Source organism: Pseudomonas sp. Pseusp3 (assembly GCF_047304225.1).
In the GTDB taxonomy this organism is placed as follows: Bacteria; Pseudomonadota; Gammaproteobacteria; order Pseudomonadales; family Pseudomonadaceae; genus Aquipseudomonas; species Aquipseudomonas fluorescens_CD.
On the sequence record NZ_JBGLYV010000097.1, the window covers coordinates 1 to 23,040 of the forward strand.

The 23,040-nt window shown below is 60.8% G+C and carries 21 protein-coding genes and 2 pseudogenes; 15 read left to right on the top strand and 8 right to left on the bottom strand.

Translation table 11 applies throughout. From position 1 onward, the window contains the following. Positions 1 to 167: 167 nt before the first annotated feature. Both ACCD00_RS24775 and ACCD00_RS24780 read right to left on the bottom strand, forming a co-directional pair. Positions 168 to 1,661 carry a CoA-acylating methylmalonate-semialdehyde dehydrogenase gene (locus tag ACCD00_RS24775; protein WP_008021905.1) on the bottom strand — a complete coding sequence of 498 codons (1,494 nt, stop codon included), beginning with the start codon at positions 1,659 to 1,661 and terminating at the stop codon, positions 168 to 170. Positions 1,662 to 1,839: 178 nt separating this feature from the next. Further along, positions 1,840 to 3,189, bottom strand: coding sequence for an aspartate aminotransferase family protein (locus ACCD00_RS24780; RefSeq protein WP_413427955.1), 1,350 nt, complete (start codon positions 3,187 to 3,189; stop codon positions 1,840 to 1,842). Between the two features lie 139 nt (positions 3,190 to 3,328). Here ACCD00_RS24780 and ACCD00_RS24785 point away from each other — a divergent pair, with 139 nt between their 5' ends. The 3 genes from ACCD00_RS24785 (at position 3,329) to ACCD00_RS24795 (ending at position 5,577) form a co-directional block, all read left to right on the top strand. Then, positions 3,329 to 4,249: a LysR family transcriptional regulator gene (locus ACCD00_RS24785; RefSeq protein WP_150815110.1), complete on the top strand. Its 921-nt coding sequence runs from the start codon at positions 3,329 to 3,331 to the stop codon at positions 4,247 to 4,249. An 89-nt stretch (positions 4,250 to 4,338) separates the two neighbouring features. Further along, complete coding sequence (locus ACCD00_RS24790) at positions 4,339 to 4,989, top strand: TetR/AcrR family transcriptional regulator (RefSeq protein WP_413427956.1); 651 nt, start codon at positions 4,339 to 4,341, stop codon at positions 4,987 to 4,989. 6 nt (positions 4,990 to 4,995) lie between these two features. Beyond that, positions 4,996 to 5,577 (top strand): IMPACT family protein, encoded by a 582-nt coding sequence (locus ACCD00_RS24795; RefSeq protein WP_413427957.1) that lies wholly within the window; start codon positions 4,996 to 4,998, stop codon positions 5,575 to 5,577. Positions 5,578 to 6,027: 450 nt separating this feature from the next. Here the strand turns inward: ACCD00_RS24795 and ACCD00_RS24800 are convergent, their stop codons facing one another. After that, positions 6,028 to 6,489, bottom strand: a complete 462-nt coding sequence (locus ACCD00_RS24800) for a hypothetical protein (RefSeq protein WP_413427958.1) — start codon at positions 6,487 to 6,489, stop codon at positions 6,028 to 6,030. Positions 6,490 to 6,572: 83 nt separating this feature from the next. On the opposite strand from ACCD00_RS24800, the gene ACCD00_RS24805 reads away from it, so the two are divergent. The 5 genes and pseudogenes from ACCD00_RS24805 to ACCD00_RS24825 all read left to right on the top strand — a co-directional run bounded on the left by ACCD00_RS24805 (position 6,573) and on the right by ACCD00_RS24825 (position 10,888). Further along, the gene (locus ACCD00_RS24805) at positions 6,573 to 6,929 is read left to right on the top strand and encodes a MerR family transcriptional regulator (protein WP_413427970.1); all 357 of its coding nucleotides are present in this window, start codon (positions 6,573 to 6,575) and stop codon (positions 6,927 to 6,929) included. Positions 6,930 to 6,948: 19 nt separating this feature from the next. Continuing rightward, positions 6,949 to 7,638, top strand: a complete 690-nt coding sequence (locus ACCD00_RS24810; protein ID WP_413427959.1) for an SDR family oxidoreductase — start codon at positions 6,949 to 6,951, stop codon at positions 7,636 to 7,638. A gap of 254 nt (positions 7,639 to 7,892) precedes the next feature. Further along, on the top strand, positions 7,893 to 9,251 hold the full coding sequence (locus tag ACCD00_RS24815; protein ID WP_413427960.1) for an 8-oxoguanine deaminase: 1,359 nt from the start codon (positions 7,893 to 7,895) through the stop codon (positions 9,249 to 9,251). A 376-nt stretch (positions 9,252 to 9,627) separates the two neighbouring features. Beyond that, a pseudogene (locus tag ACCD00_RS24820) lies at positions 9,628 to 9,828 on the top strand (BMP family ABC transporter substrate-binding protein); the annotation flags it as partial. Positions 9,829 to 9,934: 106 nt separating this feature from the next. Continuing rightward, positions 9,935 to 10,888 (top strand): adenosine deaminase, encoded by a 954-nt coding sequence (locus tag ACCD00_RS24825; RefSeq protein ID WP_015093335.1) that lies wholly within the window; start codon positions 9,935 to 9,937, stop codon positions 10,886 to 10,888. A gap of 77 nt (positions 10,889 to 10,965) precedes the next feature. Here the strand turns inward: ACCD00_RS24825 and ACCD00_RS24830 are convergent, their stop codons facing one another. Both ACCD00_RS24830 and ACCD00_RS24835 read right to left on the bottom strand, forming a co-directional pair. Beyond that, positions 10,966 to 11,700 carry an ArsR/SmtB family transcription factor gene (locus ACCD00_RS24830; RefSeq protein ID WP_413427961.1) on the bottom strand — a complete coding sequence of 245 codons (735 nt, stop codon included), beginning with the start codon at positions 11,698 to 11,700 and terminating at the stop codon, positions 10,966 to 10,968. Positions 11,701 to 12,016: 316 nt separating this feature from the next. Beyond that, the gene (locus ACCD00_RS24835) at positions 12,017 to 12,946 is read right to left on the bottom strand and encodes a LysR family transcriptional regulator (RefSeq protein WP_413427962.1); all 930 of its coding nucleotides are present in this window, start codon (positions 12,944 to 12,946) and stop codon (positions 12,017 to 12,019) included. A 125-nt stretch (positions 12,947 to 13,071) separates the two neighbouring features. On the opposite strand from ACCD00_RS24835, the gene ACCD00_RS24840 reads away from it, so the two are divergent. Together ACCD00_RS24840 and ACCD00_RS24845 are read left to right on the top strand one after the other, a co-directional pair. Next, positions 13,072 to 14,085 (top strand): zinc-binding alcohol dehydrogenase family protein, encoded by a 1,014-nt coding sequence (locus ACCD00_RS24840; protein ID WP_413427963.1) that lies wholly within the window; start codon positions 13,072 to 13,074, stop codon positions 14,083 to 14,085. A gap of 266 nt (positions 14,086 to 14,351) precedes the next feature. Beyond that, a complete protein-coding gene (locus ACCD00_RS24845) occupies positions 14,352 to 14,525 on the top strand; it encodes a hypothetical protein (RefSeq protein WP_008021930.1) in 174 nt (57 codons plus the stop codon). 8 nt (positions 14,526 to 14,533) lie between these two features. On the opposite strand, the gene ACCD00_RS24850 is transcribed toward ACCD00_RS24845, so the two are convergent. Both ACCD00_RS24850 and ACCD00_RS24855 read right to left on the bottom strand, forming a co-directional pair. Further along, positions 14,534 to 15,730, bottom strand: a complete 1,197-nt coding sequence (locus tag ACCD00_RS24850) for a multidrug effflux MFS transporter (protein WP_413427964.1) — start codon at positions 15,728 to 15,730, stop codon at positions 14,534 to 14,536. A 90-nt stretch (positions 15,731 to 15,820) separates the two neighbouring features. Then, a complete protein-coding gene (locus ACCD00_RS24855) occupies positions 15,821 to 16,018 on the bottom strand; it encodes a heavy-metal-associated domain-containing protein (protein WP_413427965.1) in 198 nt (65 codons plus the stop codon). Positions 16,019 to 16,165: 147 nt separating this feature from the next. On the opposite strand from ACCD00_RS24855, the gene ACCD00_RS24860 reads away from it, so the two are divergent. From ACCD00_RS24860 to cueR, 3 genes are all read left to right on the top strand, one after another. Then, positions 16,166 to 16,549, top strand: a complete 384-nt coding sequence (locus tag ACCD00_RS24860) for a hypothetical protein (protein ID WP_413427966.1) — start codon at positions 16,166 to 16,168, stop codon at positions 16,547 to 16,549. Between the two features lie 194 nt (positions 16,550 to 16,743). Continuing rightward, positions 16,744 to 19,137, top strand: a complete 2,394-nt coding sequence (locus ACCD00_RS24865) for a heavy metal translocating P-type ATPase (protein ID WP_413427967.1) — start codon at positions 16,744 to 16,746, stop codon at positions 19,135 to 19,137. Further along, positions 19,134 to 19,547, top strand: a complete 414-nt coding sequence (cueR, locus tag ACCD00_RS24870; RefSeq protein ID WP_413427968.1) for a Cu(I)-responsive transcriptional regulator — start codon at positions 19,134 to 19,136, stop codon at positions 19,545 to 19,547. Before ACCD00_RS24865 ends, cueR begins: the two co-directional genes overlap by 4 nt. A gap of 83 nt (positions 19,548 to 19,630) precedes the next feature. Here cueR and ACCD00_RS24875 read toward each other — a convergent pair whose 3' ends face one another. Then, the gene (locus tag ACCD00_RS24875; RefSeq protein ID WP_413427969.1) at positions 19,631 to 20,524 is read right to left on the bottom strand and encodes a PA4780 family RIO1-like protein kinase; all 894 of its coding nucleotides are present in this window, start codon (positions 20,522 to 20,524) and stop codon (positions 19,631 to 19,633) included. A gap of 446 nt (positions 20,525 to 20,970) precedes the next feature. Between ACCD00_RS24875 and ACCD00_RS24880 the strand changes: the two are divergent. After that, positions 20,971 to 22,059: pseudogene (locus tag ACCD00_RS24880) on the top strand (cache domain-containing protein); the annotation flags it as partial. A gap of 129 nt (positions 22,060 to 22,188) precedes the next feature. Beyond that, entirely contained in the window at positions 22,189 to 22,917 is a 729-nt protein-coding gene (locus ACCD00_RS24885) for a methyl-accepting chemotaxis protein (protein ID WP_413427971.1), read from the top strand. Positions 22,918 to 23,040: the final 123 nt, after the last annotated feature.

Consider the following 23,040-nt stretch of genomic DNA (forward strand, 5'->3'; position numbering starts at 1 on the left):
TTTGTTTTCCAAGGAGTTTTCCGTTTCGACTGCGCCGGAAGTGGGGCGAATTATAGGCCTCCAGAATCTGCCGTCAACACCTATTTTCACAAAACTGTCATATAGGTCAAAAAAGCCCCGAAAACAAAAAGGCCGACCCAATGGGTCGGCCTTCTACGCCCTTCTACTTACAAGCTAGGGAAGGCGAACTGCGAAGCTTCATGGCTAGCACGCTGCGGCCAGCGCTGGGTGATGGCTTTGCGGCGGGTATAGAAACGCACGCCATCCGGGCCATAGGCGTGCAGGTCGCCGAACAGCGAACGCTTCCAGCCACCAAAGCTGTGATAGGCGACCGGCACCGGCAACGGTACGTTGACGCCGACCATGCCGACTTCGATCTCGTCGCAGAACAAACGCGCCGCTTCCCCGTCGCGGGTGAAGATGCAGGTGCCGTTGCCATACTCGTGATCGTTGATCAGTTGCATGGCTTCTTCCAGGCTGTTGACCCGGACAACGCAAAGCACCGGCCCGAAGATCTCTTCTTTATAGATACGCATCTCTGGCGTGACGTTGTCGAACAGGCAGCCACCCAGGAAGAAGCCTTCCTCGTGACCGGCCACGGTCAGACCACGGCCGTCGACGACCAGCGTCGCGCCGGCAGCTACGCCGTCTTCTACATAACCGCTGACTTTGTCGCGGGCCTGGCCGGTGACCAGAGGCCCCATGTCCAGGCCGCAAGAAGTACCGGCGCCGATTTTCAGCGCCTGGATTTGCGGTACCAGCTTGGCCACCAGCGCGTCCGCCACCTGATCGCCAACGCACACGGCCACCGAGATCGCCATGCAACGCTCACCGCAAGAACCGTATGCTGCGCCCATCAGTGCGCTGACGGCGTTGTCCAGGTCTGCATCCGGCATCAGCACCGCGTGGTTCTTCGCGCCGCCCAGGGCCTGAACGCGTTTGCCACGTTTGGTGCCTTCGGAGTAGATGTACTCGGCAATCGGTGTCGAACCGACAAAGCTCAGCGCTTTGACTTCCGGCGCCTCGATCAGCGCATCCACTGCGGTCTTGTCACCGTGCACCACACTCAGTACGCCTTTAGGCAGACCAGCTTCCAACAGCAACTGGGCGATCAGCAGCGTCGAGCTCGGGTCACGCTCGGACGGCTTGAGAATGAAGCAGTTGCCACAGACGATCGCCAGTGGGTACATCCACAGTGGCACCATGGCCGGGAAGTTGAACGGAGTGATACCGGCAACCACGCCCAGCGGCTGGAAGTCAGACCAGGCATCAATATTCGGGCCGACGTTACGGCTGTACTCGCCCTTGAGGATTTCCGGGGCTGCACACGCGAACTCGACGTTCTCGATGCCGCGCTTCAGTTCACCAGCCGCATCTTCCAGGGTCTTGCCGTGCTCTTCGCTGATCAGTTGGGCGATACGCGCTTCGTTCTGCTCCAGCAGTTGCTTGAAGCGAAACATCACCTGGGCACGCTTGGCCGGTGGCGTGTTGCGCCAGGCCGGGAACGCAGCCTTGGCAGCATCGATGGCGCTCTGAATGGTTTCGCGAGTCGCCAGCGGCAACTTGTGAATGGCCTGGCCGGTGGACGGGTTGAACACATCAACCGCGCGACCGTTCTCGGTCACCAGTTCGCCATTTATCAAATGCGGAATAACGCTCATGGAAGCTCCTGAAAAGTTGTCCACAGGCGCCCTTCAACGGGTGCCTGCTATATAGATAGCTTTTGTAGGAGCTAGCTTGCTCGCGAAGATGCTGAGGGCGCCGCGTTCATCCAGACAGCCCCCCGTCATCGTTGACGCCCATCGCGAGCAAGCTCGCTCCTACAGGTGTTGTGTCAAATCAGTCGATCTTGCCCAGCACTTCGCCGACCGCGTCGAACAGGCGATCCAGGTCCTGCGGCTTGCTGTTGAAGGTTGGGCCGAACTGCAGGGTGTCGCCGCCGAAGCGCACGTAGAACCCGGCTTTCCACAGCGCCATGCCGGCTTCGAACGGACGCACGATGGCGTCGCCGTCACGTGCAGCGATCTGGATCGCGCCGGCCAGGCCGAAGTTGCGGATGTCGATGATGTTCTTGGTGCCTTTGAGGCCATGCAGCGCATTTTCGAAATGCGGGGCGACTTCGGCCACGCTCTGCACCAGGTTTTCCTTTTGCAGCAGGTCGAGCGCTGCCAGGCCCGCGGCGCAAGCCACCGGGTGCGCGGAGTAGGTGTAGCCATGAGGAAATTCAACCGCGTATTCAGGTGTCGGCTGATTCATGAAGGTCTGGTAGATCTCGGAGCTGGCAATCACCGCGCCCATCGGGATCGCGCCGTTGGTGACTTGCTTGGCGATGCACATCAAGTCCGGGGTCACGCCGAAGGTGGTGGCGCCGAACATGGTGCCGGTACGGCCGAAACCGGTGATCACTTCGTCGAATACCAGCAGGATGTTGTGCTGGTCGCAGATTTCACGCAGACGCTTGAGGTAACCCTGAGGCGGAACCAGCACGCCAGCGGAACCGGCCAATGGCTCGACGAATACCGCCGCGATGTTCGACGCATCGTGCAGTTCGATCAGCTTCAGCAGTTCGTCAGCCAAGGCGATACCACCCTGCTCCGGCATGCCACGGGAGTAAGCGTTGCTTGCCAGCAAAGTGTGCGGCAGGTGGTCGACGTCCATCATCGCCTGACCGAACAGCTTGCGGTTGCCATTCACGCCACCGAGGCTGGTGCCGGCGATGTTCACGCCATGGTAACCACGGGCACGGCCGATCATTTTGGTCTTGGTCGACTGGCCTTTCAGGCGCCAGTAAGCGCGGACCATCTTCACCGCAGTGTCAGCGCACTCGGAGCCCGAGTCGGTGAAGAACACGTGGTTCAGGTTACCCGGGGTCAGGTCGGTGATTTTCTCGGCCAGCTGGAAGGACAGCGGATGGCCGTACTGGAAGCCTGGCGAATAATCGAGGGTGCCCAGTTGCTTGGACACGGCCTCCTGGATTTCCTTGCGGGTGTGCCCGGCGCCACAGGTCCACAGACCCGACAGCGAGTCATACACCTTGCGCCCCTTGTCGTCGATCAGCCAGCTGCCCTCAGCGCCAACGATCAGGCGCGGGTCGAGCTGGAAGTTGCGGTTGGCGGTGTAAGGCATCCAGTGAGCATCGAGCTTGAGCTGGCTGGCCAGGGAAGTCGGGGCGTTTTCAGGCTGGTTCATGGGCGAAACCTCGCAAGGCAATAAGCGGCGTAAGGATTGAAAACCGTTGTTGCAGCTAAATTGCCACGGGGATAAAGTCGGTGAAATGCAACTTTTCTAATGTTCAGTCAGCCCACTACTAAACTTTCGAGTAACAAGCATGAGCACTCGCCGTCCCGATCCGCTGGCCCAGGTCAGCGACTTTGACATTCGCCTGCTGAGGATCTTTCGCAGCGTGGTGGAATGCGGCGGCTTCTCCGCGGCGGAAACCGTTCTGGGCATCGGTCGCTCGGCAATCAGTCAGCAGATGAGCGATCTGGAGCAACGCCTCGGTTTACGACTGTGCCAACGTGGACGTGCCGGGTTTTCCCTGACTGAAGAAGGCCGCGAGGTCTATCAATCGGCGTTGCAACTGTTAAGTGCACTGGAAAGCTTCCGCACCGAGGTCAATGGCCTGCACCAGCACTTGCGCGGCGAATTGATCATTGGCCTGACTGACAACCTGGTCACCCTGCCCCACATGCGCATCACCCATGCCCTCGCGCAATTGAAAGAACGCGGCCCGGATGTCCAGATCCAGATCCGCATGATCGCGCCCAATGAAGTCGAGCAAGGCGTACTCGACGGTCGTCTGCACGTCGGCGTGGTGCCCCAGGCCAGCGCGCTGTCGGGGTTGGAATATCAACCGCTGTATAGCGAACGATCGCTGTTGTACTGCGCGGTCGGCCATCCGCTGTTTTATGTCGACGATAAACAACTGGACGACGAACGCCTGAACAGCCAGGACGCCATCGCGCCCACCTTCCGTTTGCCGGCGGAAATCCAGGCTCACTACCAGGCGCTCAATTGCACCGCCAGCGCCTCGGACCGCGAAGGCATGGCGTTCCTGATCCTGACCGGACGCTATATCGGTTACCTGCCGGATCACTACGCGAGTCTTTGGGTGCAGCAAGGCCGGTTGCGAGCGCTGAAAGAAAAAACGCGCTTCTATGACCTCAGCCTGGCGTCGGTCACACGCAAGGGGCGTCGACCTCATCTGGTGCTGGAGAGCTTTCTGGAGAGCCTGGCCGCGACGCGTTAATGATCATTGCGCCACATAAGGACTTGTCTGAAGCCGGTGGGTACGATATCAACGCAATGGCCGTCCCACCCACCCGTTCGGAAGTGCTTATGACCTTTGAAGTCCCAGCCCACGGCGCAAAATCCGTCAGCCGCATTCGTCAGAAAAACGAAGAGACCATCATCAAAGCCGCCGAAGACGAGTTCGCCCGTCACGGGTACAAAGGCACGAGCATGAACACCATCGCCCAGAACGCCGGGCTGCCCAAGGCCAACCTGCATTATTACTTCACCAACAAGCTCGGTTTGTACGTGGCGGTGCTGAGCAACATCATCGAACTGTGGGACAGCACCTTCAACACCCTCACCGCCGAGGACGATCCGGCCGAAGCCTTGACCCGCTATATCCGCGCGAAAATGGAGTTCTCCCGACGCCAGCCGCAAGCCTCGCGGATCTTTGCCATGGAAGTCATCAGCGGCGGCGAATGCCTGACCGAGTATTTCAACCAGGATTATCGCGCCTGGTTCCAGGGCCGTGCGGGTGTGTTCCAGGCCTGGATCGACGCCGGTAAAATGGACCCGGTCGATCCGGTGCACCTGATCTTCCTGTTGTGGGGCAGCACCCAGCACTACGCCGACTTCGCCACGCAGATCTGCCGTGTCACCGGGCGCACCCGGTTGACCATGCAGGACATGGAAGACGCCGGGGACAACCTGATCCGCATCATTCTCAAGGGCTGCGGCCTGACACCGACAATTTAAGTTCTTATGCCTTTTACCCTCAGCGGTTTTTGCGAACACCGCGAAGAGATTCGCAAGAGCCGCTTCATCACCTTTGCCGCGCCCATCTCCAGCCCGGCCGAAGCCCAGGCATTCATTGAACAGCACAGTGACTTGAATGCCTCGCACAACTGCTGGGCGTGGAAGCTCGGCGATCAATATCGCAGCACCGATGATGGCGAGCCCGGCGGTACGGCCGGCCGACCGATTCTGGCGGCGATAGAGGCACAGGATTGCGATCAGGTCGCGGTGCTGGTGATTCGCTGGTATGGCGGCATCCAACTGGGTACCGGCGGGCTCGCCCGGGCCTATGGCGGTGGTGCGAACAAATGCCTGCAAGCGGCGCCAAAGATCGAATTGATCAGCCGGGTGCCGCTGCGTTGCGCTTGTGGGTTTGCCGAGTTGGCCCTGGTCAAGCTGCGGGTGGCGGAGGCAGGTGGATTAGTTGTGGAGGAAACCTTCACCGCCAACGGTGTCGAGTTGCAGTTGGCCGTGGGTGATGTGCAAATCGACACCTTGCAATTACAACTGGCCGATTTGAGTCGCGGGCGTATTTTGTTGCAGCGCTAAAAAGCTCCGGCCCAGGCTGCAATCTTTTGGGGCACAGCGCTTTTTCACTTATTCCATACTTGCCCACATCTGCTGTGCACCCGGCTGTGGATAACCTGAGCACATACGGCTGTAACCCTTCTGTCATGCGGCTTTGCGGACTTTGCTCAATTTTCGTCCAATCTGCCATCAAGCAGAGTAAATTCAAATAAAAACAAACAGTTACATCGGTTTATCGCCTTTAGAAGAAAGCCACTCAGTGCTTATGCCCATGCTTTGGGCTTGCGCACAAATACTGTGGAGCAATCTGTGGATAACCCGTTCATGGCCGTCGCCGAGCCGTGTACAACACGGCTCGTGGTCATTTGCTCATTTTTTGATCAAAACCGTACGAGCAAAATCAGGGCTTGATTCTCGGCACTGCCCCCCTGTGGTGCCCGGCTCCGTGCGACACATTTGAAAGCGGCGCACTCAATGCCTCGGCCCACGCTGGATGGGTGTGAACCCGGTCAAATGTGGGAGCGAGCCTGCTCGCGAAGGCGTCCGAACAGGCAGCGCCTGAACTGCGCCCCACGCCAATTCAAACACCAGGAAAACCACCAACAACGAACTCGCGCCATGGGCAAGTGCATAAGCCTGCCAAGCCGAGAACAGGAATCTGGCCACGGCGTCATACCGTCCGAAAATCTGCTGCGGATCACGAATCCGCAACACCGCCCATACGCAGACAATCGACCCCAGCAGATTCGCCATCAGCATGTGCAGCGGTTCGAACGGCGGCAGCTCACCGGGTAAATTCAATGCCTGGCTCACGTTAGTCAAAATCCCATGCAGTGCCGCAAAACTCCACGGCGTGACAAACGCGACCGTCACGATCAGGTCGTACCAGGCACTGCCTTGCACCAGGCGGCGATATTGCGTTGCAGTCCACATCGACATTGCTCCATCAATTCAGGGAGCAACAAGGCTAAAGCCTGGAGTATGCTCCAGGGTCAAGCCCCCTTCGAGAGGTCATGATGCGCATCGGTGAATTAGCCCAGGCCAGCGCCGTCAGCCGCGACACGCTGCGTTTCTACGAGCAGCGCGGGTTGATCGCGGCGCAACGCAGCGCCAACGGGTATCGCGACTATCCGCCAGACATGGTGCAACTGGTGCAGTACATCAAGACCGCTCAACGGCTGGGCTTTACCCTCGGCGAGATCGGCAACAGCGTCACTGCAATCTGGCAGTCGCCCGATCCCGACGCGGCCGTCACGCAACTGCTGCAAGACAAACTCAAACTGATCGAAGCCCGCATGACCGAACTCGGCGCACTGCGCGATGAGTTGCAACAACGGCTCGGGCAACAGTGTCCATTGAATCCACGACTCTGAATTTTCAAGGAAGCCACTCATGTCCAAGGCAAAAACCGCACTCATCATCGGCGCCTCCCGGGGGCTTGGCCTCGGGCTGGTCAAAACCCTGTTGGCCGATGGCTGGCAAGTCACCGCCACCGTGCGCAATCCGCAAAAAGCCGAAGCCTTGCAGGCCTTGGGCGATGTGCGGATCGAAACGCTCGACATGGACGATCAGCAAGCGGTGTCCGCCCTGAGCCAACAGCTCAAGGACGATGTGTTTGACCTGCTGTTCGTCAATGCCGGGGTCAAGGGGCCGGATGTCCAGACACCGAACGGTGGCGCGACGATGACTGACGTCGGCCAGCTGTTTTTCACCAATGCCGTGGCGCCGATCAACCTGGCCCAGCATTTTGTCGAGCACATCCGCCCGGACACCGGCGTGCTGGCGTTCATGAGTTCGGTACTGGGCAGCGTGACCATGCCCGATGCGCCGGAACTGGCACTGTACAAGGCCAGCAAGGCGGCGCTGAACTCAATGACCAACAGTTTCGTCACTCAGCTGGGCGAAACCAGCCTCACCGTGCTGTCGCTGCACCCGGGCTGGGTGAAAACCGACATGGGCGGCGAAGGCGCGGACATCGACGTCGAAACCAGCACCCGTGGCCTGGTTGATCAGGTGAATGCGTATGTCGGCAAGGGCGGACATCATTTCATCAACTACCGGGGTGAGACCATTCCCTGGTAATACCCCAAATCTAAATGTGGGAGCGGGCTTGCTCGCGAAGGCGTCGTATCAGTCGACAGGTATGTACCTGACACACCGCTTTCGCGAGCAAGCCCGCTCCCACAGGGTTATGGGTTGTCCTGTCGGGCCGGGCTTGCCCCCGGCAACGTTTTGTTTGACACTTCGCACCTCGCCTCCCCGGCGACCCTGGATCAGCAGACAGGGCAACACTGAGCTGGCAACCCTGAACCCAACTTTCAGAGGAGCCGGCCAACATGCCTGCGACCCGTACCTGGTTAAAAAATCCCCTCGCCATTTTCACGGCCAACGGTCTCGATGCCCGTGGCGGTCTGGTGCTGCAAGACGGCTTGATCGTCGAAGTGCTGGGCGCTGGCCAGCAACCGTCCACCCCCTGCAATGAAGTGTTCGACGCTCGCGAGCACGTGATCCTGCCGGGCCTGATCAACACCCATCATCACTTCTATCAGACCCTGACCCGCGCCTGGGCGCCGGTGGTCAATCAGCCGCTGTTCCCGTGGCTGAAAACCCTGTACCCGGTCTGGGCACGCCTGACCCCGGAAAAACTCGCCCTCGCCACCAAAGTCGCGCTGGCTGAGTTGCTGCTGTCCGGTTGCACCACCGCGGCCGACCATCACTACCTGTTCCCGGAAGGCCTGGAAAATGCCATCGACGTGCAGGTCGAGAGCGTTCGCGAACTGGGCATGCGCGCCATGCTCACCCGCGGCTCCATGAGCCTTGGCGAAAAGGATGGCGGCCTGCCGCCGCAACAGACCGTGCAGGAAGGCGAAGTGATCCTCGCCGATAGCCAGCGGCTGATCGCCGAGTACCACGAACGCGGTGAAGGCGCGCAAATCCAGATCGCCCTGGCACCGTGCTCACCATTTTCGGTGACGCCGCAAATCATGTCGGCCAGTGCCGAACTGGCGAACAGACTCGACGTACGCCTGCACACCCACCTGGCGGAAACCCTCGACGAAGAAGAGTTCTGCCTGCAACGCTTCGGCCTGCGCACCGTGGACTATCTGGACAGTGTTGGCTGGCTCGGCCCGCGTACCTGGCTGGCCCACGGCATCCATTTCAACCCGGATGAAATCGCCCGCCTCGGTGCCGCCGGCACCGGTATTTGCCATTGCCCGAGTTCGAACATGCGCCTGGCCTCGGGCATCTGCCCAAGCATCGAGCTGACCGATGCCGGTGCCTTGCTTGGCTTGGGCGTGGACGGTTCGGCGTCCAACGATGCCTCGAACATGATGCTCGAAGCACGTCAGGCCCTGTACATCCAGCGCCTGCGCTATGGCGCCGAGAAGATCACTCCGGAACGCGTACTCGGCTGGGCGACCAAAGGTTCGGCCAGTCTGTTGGGACGTACCGATATCGGTGAACTGGCCGTGGGCAAGCAGGCCGACCTGGCCCTGTTCAAGCTCGACGAACTGCGCTTCTCCGGCAGTCATGATCCAGTCTCGGCACTGCTGCTGTGCGGCGCCGACCGTGCGGATCGGGTGATGGTCGGCGGCAAGTGGCGAGTGATAGACGGGCAGGTCGAGGGGCTGGACTTGAAGGGGTTGATCGCTGATCACAGCCAGGCGGCACGGCAGCTTATCGCAGGCGTCTGACACCACACCGATTAAAACCATGGGGTGACGCTAACGTTTCGTTTTGCCTTAGCGCACCAGTGGGTGGCAGCTGTGCAGCGCCATGCACTTTTATCGCACTTCACCGACCTGTCGCGAGCAGGCTCGCTCCCATAGAGACCGCGGTGCTTTTGTGGGAGCGAGCCTGCTCGCGAGGGCATCACCGCGACTTCAAGTTCTTGTTGTCCTGTTGGTCAGCCGTTTGCATTGCCCTGTGCAAGCCAAAGAGCCCAGCCAACCTCACGACAAAATGGAGTCCGAATTCATGCACAACCCTCCGTTGAAGAAGCTGCTCTGCGCCATTGCGGTGACCATCGGCCTGAGCGCCAGCCTGACTGCCATTGCCAACACCCCTCCGAAATTCGGCTTCGTCGCCTCGTTCCTGATCCCGGAAATGATCCGCGACATCAACGCCATCCAGCTGGCCTTGAACAAATACAACCCCGCACCGATCCAGGCCGCCGAGCGTCGCGGCGTGTACGCCGTGGGCTACGCTTCGGACATGGCGTACATCGGACCGAAAATGGCGCTGACCTCCATCGTCACCGATTGGGCTCCGCGACGGGAACCGGAAGCGCTGTGGTGAACCGCCTGGTCAGGTTTTACCAATTGTTGCGGAAACCCTCTGTAGAATGGCGACCATTGCACCTGATGAGAAAAGAATCATGTACGACTGGCTGAACGCCCTGCCCAAAGCAGAACTGCACCTGCACCTGGAAGGCTCGCTGGAACCCGAGCTGTTGTTCGCCCTGGCCGAGCGCAACAAGATTGCCCTGCCATGGAGCGATGTCGAAACCTTGCGCAAGGCCTATGCCTTCAACAACCTGCAGGAGTTCCTCGACCTGTATTACCGGGGTGCCGATGTGCTACGCACGTCCCAGGACTTCTATGACCTGACCTGGGCGTATCTGCTGCGCTGCAAAGAGCAGAACGTGATTCACACCGAACCGTTCTTCGACCCGCAGACCCATACCGACCGTGGCATCCCGTTCGAAGTCGTGCTCAACGGCATCGCCGCCGCACTCAAGGATGGCGAGCAGCAACTGGGTATCACCAGTGGTTTGATCCTGAGCTTCCTGCGCCATCTGAGCGAAGACGAGGCCCAGAAAACCCTCGACCAGGCGCTGCCGTTCCGTGATGCGTTCGTCGCCGTGGGCCTGGACAGCTCCGAGATGGGCCACCCGCCGAGCAAGTTCCAGCGCGTGTTCGACCGTGCCCGTCACGAAGGCTTCCTGACCGTCGCCCACGCCGGTGAAGAAGGCCCGCCCGAGTACATCTGGGAAGCCATCGACCTGCTGAAAATCCAGCGCATCGACCATGGCGTGCGCGCCATCGAAGACGAGCGTCTGATGCAGCGAATCATCGATGAGCAGATCCCGCTGACCGTGTGCCCGCTGTCGAACACCAAACTTTGCGTGTTCGATCACATGTCGCAGCACAACATTCTCGACATGCTGGAACGCGGCGTGAAAGTGACCGTGAACTCCGATGATCCAGCGTACTTCGGTGGTTATGTCACCGAGAACTTCCATGCACTGCACACCCACCTGGGCATGACCCAGGACCAGGCCAGACGCCTGGCGCAGAACAGCCTCGATGCGCGGTTGGTAAAGCCCTGAAGGCAAACGCAAACCCTGTAGGAGCTGGCTTGCCAGCGATAAGGCCATCACGGTCGCCATCGCCGGCAAGCCGGCTCCTACAGCGCCATTTCCAGCTCGGTCTCACTGGCGAAACGATGAATTTCCCGTTGCCCGGAGGCTGTCACCTGCAAGGCTCGGGAATCGCTGTGAAAACTCAGCCACCCCGACTGCATGAACAGCTGCAACAATGCCGCGCCCAGTGAGCCGCCCATGTGCGGGCGTCTTTCGCTCCAGTCGGGGCACGCGCAGGCAACCCTGCCGTTGTGATGGGCCAGCGCCTGGATGAACACTCCCCGTGCCGCCAACTCCGCCGCGCCCTTGAGCGTGACCGTGACCCGCTGATCAAAATGTTCGATCCAGCCTGCCTCCACCAGTCGCTGATACAGATCGGCGGACAGGGTACCCCCCAAGTGATCGTCGCACAGCCGGGCACTCAGCAATGACGAACGCACCGCCCGGGGTTTGACGAGAGGCGCATTGCGCTTGAATACATCGGGAACATCCTGGGGTGCGCTGGCGAAGGTCGCGCTGGCCAGTGCTTCGATTGCCGCCCCGACCTCGGGAGCGGCCAGGCGGAAGAAGCGTTTGCGGCCGCGGGTTTCAACCCTCAACAGGCCTCCAGCGGACAAACGTCCCAGGTGTGCACTGGCCGAAGACTGTGACAGGCCGGCCAGCAATGCCAACTCTTCGGTTGCTCGTGCCGAACCATCCATCAAGGCCCACATCATTGCGCTGCGCTTTGGGTCAGCCAGCAATGTGGCGATCTGGCTGATGCAAGGTGCATGTTCCATGTATTCACTCCCTGTTGAATCGTTTCGTCTACTGCCCAGAAACATCTTGACCGGTAATGTGTCGCCGGCCAATTCGTGGAAACTGCCATCAACCCGGCAACGCATTGCTCACTCTTTAGTGCTGCCTGGCCGATGCCGCGAAGGCCGGACGGATGACCATGCAGTCGGGCCGACCCGAACGTGGACCCGCCATGGGTGGTTCGACGCTACTTATTTGATGAGGGCGCTAGTATATGCGGGTTGCTCGTCGGATCCTGTCCTCCGCCCGGCATAGGTGCTGATCGCTCCTGAGAGAAATTTCTCTTTTTTTGTGCGACTAATGATCGATATCCGAAAAGCCCGGAAATTGACTACTCAAAACGGCGCAGCGGCTGGCAAGCATTTCCCGCAGAAGGTTCACCGGCTTACTCAGTTGTGCGCGATGGGCGCACAATAGATTCAGCGGTGCGCGCTCGCAGAGCAGCTCCGGCATCAGCACCTTCAAGCGGCCGGCCAGTACATCGGCGGCGACATCGAGCCAGGATTTATAAGCGATCCCGGCACCTGCCACGGCCCAAAGGCGCACGACATCGGCATCGTCACTGAAGCGGTCGCCGCTGACGGTCAGGCTGACTTCGCGTTTGCCGTCGTGAAAACTCCAGTGATCGTGGACCCGGCTGCCAAGCATGTACAACAGGCAATTGTGTTGAGCCAGTTGCTCCAGATGCCGCGGCTCGCCATGACGTGCCAGATAGCCGGGAGCGGCGCACAACACCCGGCGGTTCTGCGGGGCGATGGGCAGCGCCACCAGGCTGGAGTCCTCCGGCTCACCGTAGCGCAGGGCAATGTCTACCGGTTGGCGAAACAGGTCGGCGATGCGGTCCCCCAGCAGCAGGCGCACGGTCAGTTTCGGATGCTCGCGTTGAAACTCGTCGAGCCAGGGCAGTAGCAGATTGCGGCCAAAGTCCGATGGCGCCGACAACTGCAGAACCCCACTGACCTGGTCCTGACCACGGGCCAGCAATCGCCGTCCCTCGTCGAGATTGCTCAAGGCCGCGCGGGCGTATTCGAGAAAACCCTCGCCTTCGGCGGTCAGACGCAGGCTTCGGGTCGAACGGGCCAGTAAACGGGCGCCGAGTTGCTGTTCGATGCGCTTGAGCGCCGCACTGGCCACTGCCGCCGACATGTCCATGCCCCGCGCGGCGGCGGACAGACTGCCCAGGTCCGCCGCCCGGACAAACAACTGCAAGTCATCGAAACGCAGCATCGAGAGCACCGATTATCAAAAAAATATTGAAAGAGACTGCTCTTTTAGCCGGTTTTATCTTCAGGAGAAATAGCCAATCATCTCCCCTATCGAATCTATTCTTTATTAGTGTTCAGGAGTCGCCCATGAAAGCCATTGCCTACTACGCCTCGTTGCCGATCGGTGACGACAAGGCTCTGCAAGACATCGAACTGCCAGAACCGGTTGCCGGCCCCCGCGACTTGCTGGTGGAGGTCAAAGCCATCTCGGTCAACCCGGTGGACACCAAGGTGCGCCAGAGCGTCCAGCCCGAAGGCGGCGCGGCCAAGGTGCTGGGTTGGGACGTGGCCGGCGTGGTCAAGGCGGTGGGCAGTGAAGTGAAGCTGTTCAAGGCCGGCGACAAGGTGTATTACGCCGGCTCCATTGCGCGTGCCGGCGGCAACAGCGAATTGCATGTGGTGGACGAGCGCATCGTCGGCCACATGCCCAAGACCCTCGGTTTCGCCGAGGCCGCTGCCCTGCCGCTCACTGCGATCACGGCGTGGGAACTGTTGTTCGAACGCCTGCGAGTGCGCGAAGGCAAAACCGATGAAGGCCAGAGCCTGTTGATCGTCGGCGCGGCGGGTGGCGTGGGCTCGATTCTTACGCAACTGGCTAAGCAACTGACTGCCCTTGAAGTCATCGGTACCGCTTCGCGTCCGCAGACCCAAAGCTGGGTGAAGGAACTGGGCGCCGATCTGGTGATCGACCATGGCCAGCCACTGAGCGAAGCACTCAAGCGGGCCGGCGTGGATCAGGTCACCCACGTCGCCAGTCTGACCCAGACCGACCAGCACCTGGATCAACTGGTCGAGGCATTGGCACCGCAAGGCAAACTGGCGCTGATCGATGACCCCAAGTCGCTGGACGTGACCAAGCTCAAACGCAAGAGCCTGTCACTGCACTGGGAGTTCATGTACACCCGTTCGCTGTTTGAAACCCCGGACATGATCGAGCAGCACAACCTGCTCAATCGCGTCGCCAGGCTGATCGATGCCGGAACCCTGAAAACCACCATGGGCGAACACTTCGGCACGATCAATGCGACCAATTTGCGCCGTGCCCATGCCCTGCTGGAGAGCGGCAAAGCCAAGGGCAAGATTGTGCTGGAAGGGTTCTGAAACGCTGAAAAAAACCATCGCTGATTTCATCAGCCTGCCGCGTTTTTTTGTCTGCGACCGGGGCGTCCGGGTCGCAGACAACCCCCGTGGGCGCCATCGAAAAGTCGTGTTTTTTTTAGTTACAAACCGTCAGTCCGACAGTTGCCCCTTGTCACAATGGTGCTCGTATTCGGGACTACAATCGAATCTCCTGCGAGGCAGTCTTTTGCGTAACGTCTTTTTCGAGACATCTTTTACGAGACGTCTTTTACGATAGGAGTTCAGCTATGAAGATCCTGATAAAAGAACTGGCAAAGTCCCAGTGGCAAGTTCGCCTTGATCAACATGCCGTGACGTTCCGCAGCGAAGCAGAAGCTCGCGCTTTCACGCGTACCCTCGAAGCCCGCATCCAGGCCCCTCACCAGATTCCCGTCCTCCACCCGCAGCGTGCAGCCGGCTGATTCCGGCTTCAAACCTGGGTTTGCGCTAGCGCCCGGGCATTTTGCAAACGCCGGGTGAGCATCGCCGCACTCACCACCAGAATTCCACACAGGCTGATGACCATGGCCATCGGCACGGCGCTGCCGTCGTGCAGCACCCCCACCAGCGCAGAGGCACCGGCAGCCACGCTGAATTGCAGGCAACCGAGTAGCGCCGACGCACTGCCAGCCCGTCCACCCTGCCCGCTCATCGCGCAGGCCGCGGCGTTGGGGCTGATGCAACCGAGGCTGGCGATGCAGATGAACAATGGAATCAGCAGCGGCCACAGTTGTGCGGTGTGCAGGGAGCTGACCGCGAGCAGCGTCACGCCGGCCGCCAGGTAAACCCACACTGCGCGCGCCAGCAAGAAGGCCGGACCACGCTTGGCCAGCAACCGCGCATTGACCTGTGCCACCAGAATGAAGCCCGCGGCATTGGTGCCGAACAGCCAGCCAAAGTGCTCGGCCGGAACGCCGTAGAGCTTGATAATGATGAAGGGAGAACCGGCAATGTAGGCAAACATCCCGGCGATGGCGATGCCCCCGGTCAAGGCATGGCCAAGAAATACGGGGTCGGCCAGCAACCGGCCGTACTGACGCAGCGCACCCGACAGCGGTTGACGCGGTATGTGGGCCGGCAAGCTTTCCGGCAATCCCGTCGCAACCGCCAGCCCCGCCAGTGCACTGAATCCGGTCAGGGCCAGGAAGATCGACTGCCAGCCTGTCGTGTTGACCAACAAGCCACCCAGCAACGGCGCGAGGATGGGGGCAAGCCCCATCACCAGCATCAGCTGCGAAAAGACTTTCGCCGAACCCACCGCATCACATTTGTCGCTGACCACCGCCCGGGAAATCACCATCCCGGCGCAGCCGCCCAAGGCCTGGACGAAACGCGCACCGATAAGCCATTCCAGGTTCGGTGCATAGGCACATGCCACGGAGGCGACGGTAAACAAGCCGACACCAGTGAGCAATGGAATGCGTCGCCCGAAACGATCCGCCACCGGGCCATAGGCCAGTTGACCGATGGACAGCCCGAGGAAGTACGCCGCCAACGTCATCTGAACGTGATTTTCGTCCGTCCCGAAGGCCAGTGCCATGGCCGGAAAGGCCGGCAGATAGAAATCGATCGCCAGCGGACCGAAAGCGCTCAGGGCGCCGAGAATCAGAATGGTACGAAAGTTCATCAGGCATCCAGTGGGGCAGTAGTCGGCAGCCCGACAGTCTAGCCGCGCATGGACGCCTTGAACATTCCGGTAGCTCGCTAACTATCAAAATCAGGCCAGCTTGACGCCATAACCCTCTTCGCTGATTGCCTCGATCACTTGCTGAGCGGTCAATGTACTTTCGACGCCAACCTCCCTGCTCGCCAGATCGACCCGCACACTGGCCGCCGGGTCTCTGGCCTGGACCGCCTGGGTGATGGCCTTGACGCAGTGACCACAAGACATGCCTTCAACGTTGAACACTTGCATGGGATGACTCCTTTTCCGGGATTGAACCCAGTTTCGGGCTTGCCACCATGGCAAGGTCAAGTTCTGACGTTAGCTGCCGGGCTGGCAATCGGCGCCGGGCTCGGCCAAGCTGCGTCCATCAATGACTCGAACTCAGGAGATTCAGCCATGCGCTGGTCGGTTTTCAGCCTGTTTGGCTTTCTCAGCCTTTTCGCCGCCGTGCCTTCGGTCAATGCTGCCAGTCAGGATTATGGCGTGCTGATCATTTCCCGCGAGCGCCTGGAAGTCGCGACCAGTTGCGAAATCGGTGTGTACATTCACGATCAACTGGCGGCGCGGCTGTTTCAGGAGCAGAGCACCTCGTTCAACTTGCCGCCCGGCAACGTCTCGCTGCGCCTCAAATTGCTCCCGGGTCAGGTGCCGGGTTGCAATCCGGGCATGCTCGCGCCGGGCTCGCAGGATATCCGGCTCAAGGCCGGGGATGTGCTCAAGTACCGGATCGCGATGACGCAGGAAGGGATGTACCTGAAACGCGCCGGCCTCGGCTACTGACATCTGTATCCCCCGGTGGGAGCGAGCTTGCTCGCGATTAGGCCGTTACATTCAACAACTCTGTTGACTGATACTCCGCTATCGCGAGCAAGCTCGCTCCCACAGGGGATCAGCGGCACGTTTAAGATTGGTGCTTGACCTTGCCAGCATGGCAAGGTTGATCCTGTGGTCATCTACTACAGGGAGTGCGACCGATGTCCGAATCCACCACGTTCGACCTGCCGATCGCCGGCATGACCTGTGCCAGTTGCGCCGGGCGTGTCGAGCGCGCCTTGAGCAAAGTCATTGGCGCCAGTGCCGTCAGCGTCAACCTCGCCACTGAACAGGCCCGGGTCCAGGCACCCAGCGACAGTTTGCCTGCCTTGATGGAGGCTGTAGCCAGGGCCGGCTACAGCGTGCCACAGCAGAATCTGGAACTGAGCATCGACGGCATGACCTGCGCGTCCTGCGTCGGTCGGGTCGAGCGCGCGCTGGGCAAGGTTGCGGGAGTAAAAAGCGTCAGCGTCAACCTGGCCAACGAACGTGCCCACCTGGAACTGCTCGGACAGGTCGATCCGCAAGCCTTGATCGCGGCCGTGACCAAGGCTGGCTATACCGCCAGCGTATGGGAAGCCGAACACCCGTCAACCGACAATCAGCAACAGCGCCTGCATCGCGAACGTAGCGCCTTGATCATCGCGATTGCCCTCGCTTTGCCGCTGGTAATGCCGATGCTGCTACAGCCGTTCGGCGTGCACTGGATGCTCCCGGCCTGGGCGCAATTCGCCCTGGCCACGCCTGTGCAGTTCATCTTCGGCGCACGGTTTTACATCGCCGCGTGGAAAGCCGTGCGCGCCGGAGCCGGCAACATGGACCTGCTGGTCGCCCTGGGCACCAGCGCCGGATACGGCTTGAGCCTGTACGAATGGGCCACCGCCGCCGGGCGCATGCCGCATCTGTATTTCGAAGCCTCGGCGGTGGTGATCGCCCTGGTGCTGCTGGGCAAGTACCTGGAAAGTCGCGCCAAGCGCCAGACCGCCAGCGCCATCCGCGCCCTCGAAGCCTTGCGTCCAGAGCGGGCGATTCGGGTGACCGATGGCCACGAGCAAGAGGTCGCCATCAGTTCCCTGCGTCTCAATGACCTGGTGCTGGTCAAACCCGGCGAACGCTTTCCGGTGGACGGCGAAGTGGTCGAAGGCCAGAGCCACGCCGACGAAGCCCTGATCAGCGGCGAGAGCCTGCCGGTGCCCAAGCGGCCCGGCGACAAAGTCACTGGCGGCGCGATCAACGGTGAAGGCCGCTTACTGGTGCGTACCCAGGCCCTCGGTGCGGAAACCGTGCTGGCACGGATCATCCGTCTGGTGGAAGACGCCCAGGCGGCAAAAGCGCCAATCCAGAAACTGGTGGATAAAGTCAGCCAGGTGTTCGTGCCCACCGTGCTGCTGATTGCCCTGGCAACCCTGATCGGCTGGTGGCTATATGGCGCGCCGATGGAAACCGCGCTGATCAATGCCGTTGCGGTGCTGGTGATCGCCTGTCCGTGCGCCCTGGGCTTGGCCACACCGACGGCGATCATGGCCGGCACTGGCGTAGCGGCACGCTACGGGATTCTGATCAAGGACGCCGAAGCACTGGAGCGCGCCCATGAAGTCGGCGCGGTGGTGTTCGACAAGACCGGCACCCTGACCTCCGGTGCCCCGCGCATTGCTCATCTGAGTGCCATCGACGGTAATGAGGCGAGCCTGCTGCAATTGGCCGGAGCCCTGCAACGCGGCAGCGAGCATCCGCTGGCCAAGGCTGTTCTGGATGCCTGCGTCGAACGTCACTTGAAAGTGGCCGATGTCAGCGACAGCCAGTCCCTGACCGGCCGCGGCATCGCCGGCAGTCTCGAAGGGCGTCGCCTGGCGCTGGGCAATCGTCGCCTGCTGGAGGACAGCGGCTTGAACGCCGGGCCGTTGGCCGACTCGGCGATCGCGTGGGAAAAACAAGGCCGGACCCTGTCCTGGTTGATCGAACAATCCCCCGAGCCACAAGTGCTGGGCCTGTTCGCCTTCGGTGACACCCTCAAGCCCGGGGCGCTGCAAGCGGTGCAGCAACTGAGCGCACGGAACATCAGCAGCCACCTGCTGACCGGCGACAACCGCGGCAGCGCCAACGTGGTGGCCGAGGCGCTGGGCATCCTGGATGTGCATGCCGAAGTGCTGCCGGCGGATAAAGCCGCCACGGTCGCCGCATTGAAAGAAACCGGCGTGGTGGCGATGGTCGGCGACGGTATCAACGACGCCCCGGCACTGGCCGCCGCCGACATCGGCATCGCCATGGGTGGCGGCACCGACGTCGCCATGCACGCGGCCGGTATCACCCTGATGCGCGGCGATCCGCGACTGGTACCGGCCGCATTGGAGATCAGCCGCAAGACCTACGCCAAGATTCGGCAGAACCTGTTCTGGGCCTTCGTCTATAACCTGATTGGCATTCCTCTGGCGGCACTCGGCTTCCTCAATCCAGTGCTGGCCGGTGCGGCCATGGCGTTGTCGAGCGTCAGCGTGGTGAGCAATGCGCTACTGTTGAAAACCTGGAAACCCAAGGACCTGGAGGACAACCGATGAACATCGGCCAAGCGGCCCGCCACAGCGGCCTGAGCGCAAAGATGATCCGTTATTACGAATCCATCGGCCTGCTCAAGGCGGCCCATCGCACTGATAGCGGTTATCGGGTGTATGGCGATGACGACCTGCACACGCTGGCGTTCATCAAGCGCTCGCGGGACCTGGGGTTTTCCCTGGAGGAAGTCGGCAAGTTGCTGGCCCTCTGGCAAGACCGTCAGCGCGCCAGCGCCGATGTGAAGGCGTTGGCCCGCCAGCACATCGATGAGTTGAACCGGAAGATCCGTGAGCTGGGGCAGTTGCGCGACACCTTGCAGGATCTGGTTGAGCACTGTCACGGCGATCATCGGCCGGATTGCCCGATTCTGAGAAACCTGGAGTCGGGGTGTTGTGCTGAACCGGCTCGCGCCTGATAGACCAATTGTTCCCACAGGGTTTTGGTGCTTCCCGAGACCCCACAAAAAACCCGGCCGAAGCCGGGTTTTTCTTTATCCGATCACTGCATCCACGGTGGAGGCGGTTCTTCGGCCTTGCCCGGTGGCGCATCGTCCGCCGCACGGGCCGCCTGCTTGCGCTCTTCGTCCAGGCGCGCGGCCTCGATTTCGCGCATGATGCCGCCCACGTCGGCCAGCTCTTGCGTATCGGCGAACTCGCCGGTCAGGACACTGGCCGGGTGCAAGGTGCCGGCCTCGTACAAGGCCCACATTTCCTTGGCGTATCGGGTCTTCTTCAACTCCGGCGCGAACCGCCCGAAGTAGGACGCCATGTTGCCCACGTCGCGCTCCAGCATGCTGAATGCGTGGTTGTTGCCCGCCGCATCCACCGCTTGTGGCAGGTCGATGATCACCGGACCGGTCGGCGTCAGCAGCACGTTGAACTCGGACAGGTCGCCGTGCACCAGACCGGTACACAGCATCAGCACGATCTGGGAAATCAGATACGCGTGATACTCGCGGGCCTGGTCCGGCTCCAGCACCACGTCGTTCAGACGCGGCGCGGCATCGCCGTACTCGTCGGCCACCAGCTCCATGAGCAGTACGCCTTCGAGGAAGTCGAACGGCTTGGGCACCCGCACACCGGCATTGGCCAGACGGAACAGTGCCGCCACTTCGGCGTTCTGCCAGGCGTCTTCGGTTTCCTTGCGGCCAAACTTGGAGCCCTTGGCCATCGCACGGGCCTGACGGCTATTGCGCACCTTGCGGCCTTCCTGATACTCGGCCGCCTGACGGAAACTGCGTTTGTTCGCCTCCTTGTAGACCTTCGCGCAACGTAACTCGTTACCGCAGCGCACCACATAAACAGCTGCTTCTTTACCACTCATGAGTGGGCGCAGCACCTCGTCGACCAGACCGTCCTCGATCAGGGGTTCAATGCGTTTTGGAGTCTTCATCAGCTTTTATTGTGGGTCCTTTATTACCAAACACGCGAAAGTCATTCCTTATACGGCAATCCACTCACCGGGGGGAGGGGTTGCCGACTTATGAACATTGCAGAGGCACACAATGTGCCAAATACATCGGGTAAAACCGACGACCACCACGGGTCGTTCCAGATCATAGCCGAGCCTGCGTCACTTGTTGCGCAAGGGCATTGAGGCCAATTGCGACAGAAGCTGACACAACAATTCATACCTTCCGTAGGATTTTTCCCAACAGGCCTCAATTTCCTCCGCCAACAGCCGAAGTCCTTAGTGACAGAGTGATTTGTCCGACAATCGCTGCCACAACAAAAGCGATGCCGCACTCAAGGATCAGGGTTGACCAAGAACGTTTACGGCTGCCAATAAACCGCGAGTCATCTGCACTGCGTGGGCCTACAAGAAAATCTGGAGCGCGGATGAACATCAAACAGAAGTTGACCTGGGCGTTTGCAATCATCGCCTGCCTGCCCGTGGTGCTGGTCGCCACCGTCGTTGTGCTGAACCTGCGCAGTGATGCCAGGGACGAATTCGTCGACGGCAGTGCCCGCGAGATTCGTCAGGTCAGCAACGCCATGCAATTGTTCTTTGACGGCATCAGCCAGAACGTCGACTACCTGGCCAGGCAACCGCTGATCCGAAACTCCGACGACAGCCTCAAGACTTACATGGCCGCCAACGCCGAGAGCGTCCCTCAGGGCGAGGCTGACAAGAAAGTCTTCACCCTGCTCCAGGACCTGGGCAACAGCCACCCGGCCTACGCCTATGCCATTCTCGGCACGGCGGCGGGCGGCTACGTGTCGTGGCCGGATGATCCGAAGCTGAGCAACTACGACCCGCGCCAGCGCCCCTGGTACAAAGCGGCCCAGGCCAAACCGGGCAAGCCGTTCCGCACCGAGGCCTATTACTGGGCCCAGGACGATGCGACCTACGTCAGCACCGTGCGCACTATCGACAACAAGTTGGGCACCAACGGTGGCGTGGTCAGCATCGACGTGACGCTCAAGCAGCTCACCGAAATCGTCAAACAGATCAAGCTCGGTGAAACCGGCTACCTGATGCTGCTGGAAAACACCGGCACGGTCCTGGTGGACCCGAAACAACCGGAACACAACTTCAAACCGTTGAACAGCCTTGGCGACGGCTACGCGCAACTGGCCAAGGCCGGCAAGGGCCTGGTGGAAGTGGAGTTGAACGGCGAGCGCTACATGGCCAACGTCTGGCCATCGGAGCAACTGGGCTGGACCTTCATCGGCCTGATCAAACAGAACGACGTGATGAGCTCCGCCACCCAGTTGACCTGGTTGATCGCCATCATTGCTGCCGTCCTGGCCGTTATCTTCGCCATCGTCGGCGCCAGTTTTGCCAGCCTCATCGTGCGCCCGATCCGTAGCGTGGCCAGCGGCCTGGAAGGCATCGCCCAGGGCGAAGGCGACCTGACCCAGAACCTGCAAATCCGTGGCAGCGACGAAACCGCGCAACTGGCCAACTGGTTCAACCAGTTCCTGACGGCGATCCGTAACCTGATCCAGAACATCGGTGGCGCAGCGGGCAAGATCCTCGACACCTCCAAGAGTTCGACCCAAGTCTCCAGCGACATGGCCGAAGCCGCCGGACGCCAGCGTGAAGCCGTGGACATGGTGTCCACGGCGTTCCACGAAATGGTCGCCACCGCCAACGAAGTCGCACGCTCTTGCAGCCAGGCGGCGGAATCCGCCGACAGTGGCCAGCGCCAGGCGCGCGAAGGTCAGCAGCAGATTGATGCGGCGGTGAACAGCGTTGATCGCCTGAGCCAGGAAATCGAACAGTCGGCCCAGTCGATGCAACAGCTGGAGCGCGACAGCAACGACATTCAGTCGATCCTGGGGACCATCCGTTCGATCGCCGAGCAGACCAACCTGCTGGCGCTGAACGCTGCGATCGAAGCGGCCCGTGCCGGTGAGCAAGGTCGCGGCTTTGCCGTGGTGGCCGATGAAGTGCGGGCCCTGGCCAAACGCACGGCTGACTCCACGGCGGAAATCGACGGCCTGCTGGGCAACCTGGCCAAACGCACCAGCCAGGTGACCCAACAGATGCACGCCAGCCTGGAAGTGTCCCAGCAATCGGTGACGCGCATCGGCGAAGCGCGCAACAGCTTCGGGCAGATTCGCGAGTCGGTGGACGTGATTCGCGACATGAACACCCAGATCGCCACGGCGGCGGAACAACAGCATCAAGTGGCCGAAGACATCAACCGGCACATCAGCCAGATCCATGGCGATGCGCAACTGGTGGCGGAACTGGCCAACTCGGCACGCCTGGACTCCCAGAGCCTGGCCGGGTTGTCGAATGAACTGGACGTATTGGTGCGCAGGTTCCGTACCTGATTCATCCCGCCCCAAAGATCTTCTGTGAACAAAGGAGATCCATTGTGGGAGCGGGCTTGCTCGCGAAGAGGGCATCAGCGTCAACATCAATGTTGACTGCTATACCGCTTTCGCGAGCAAGCC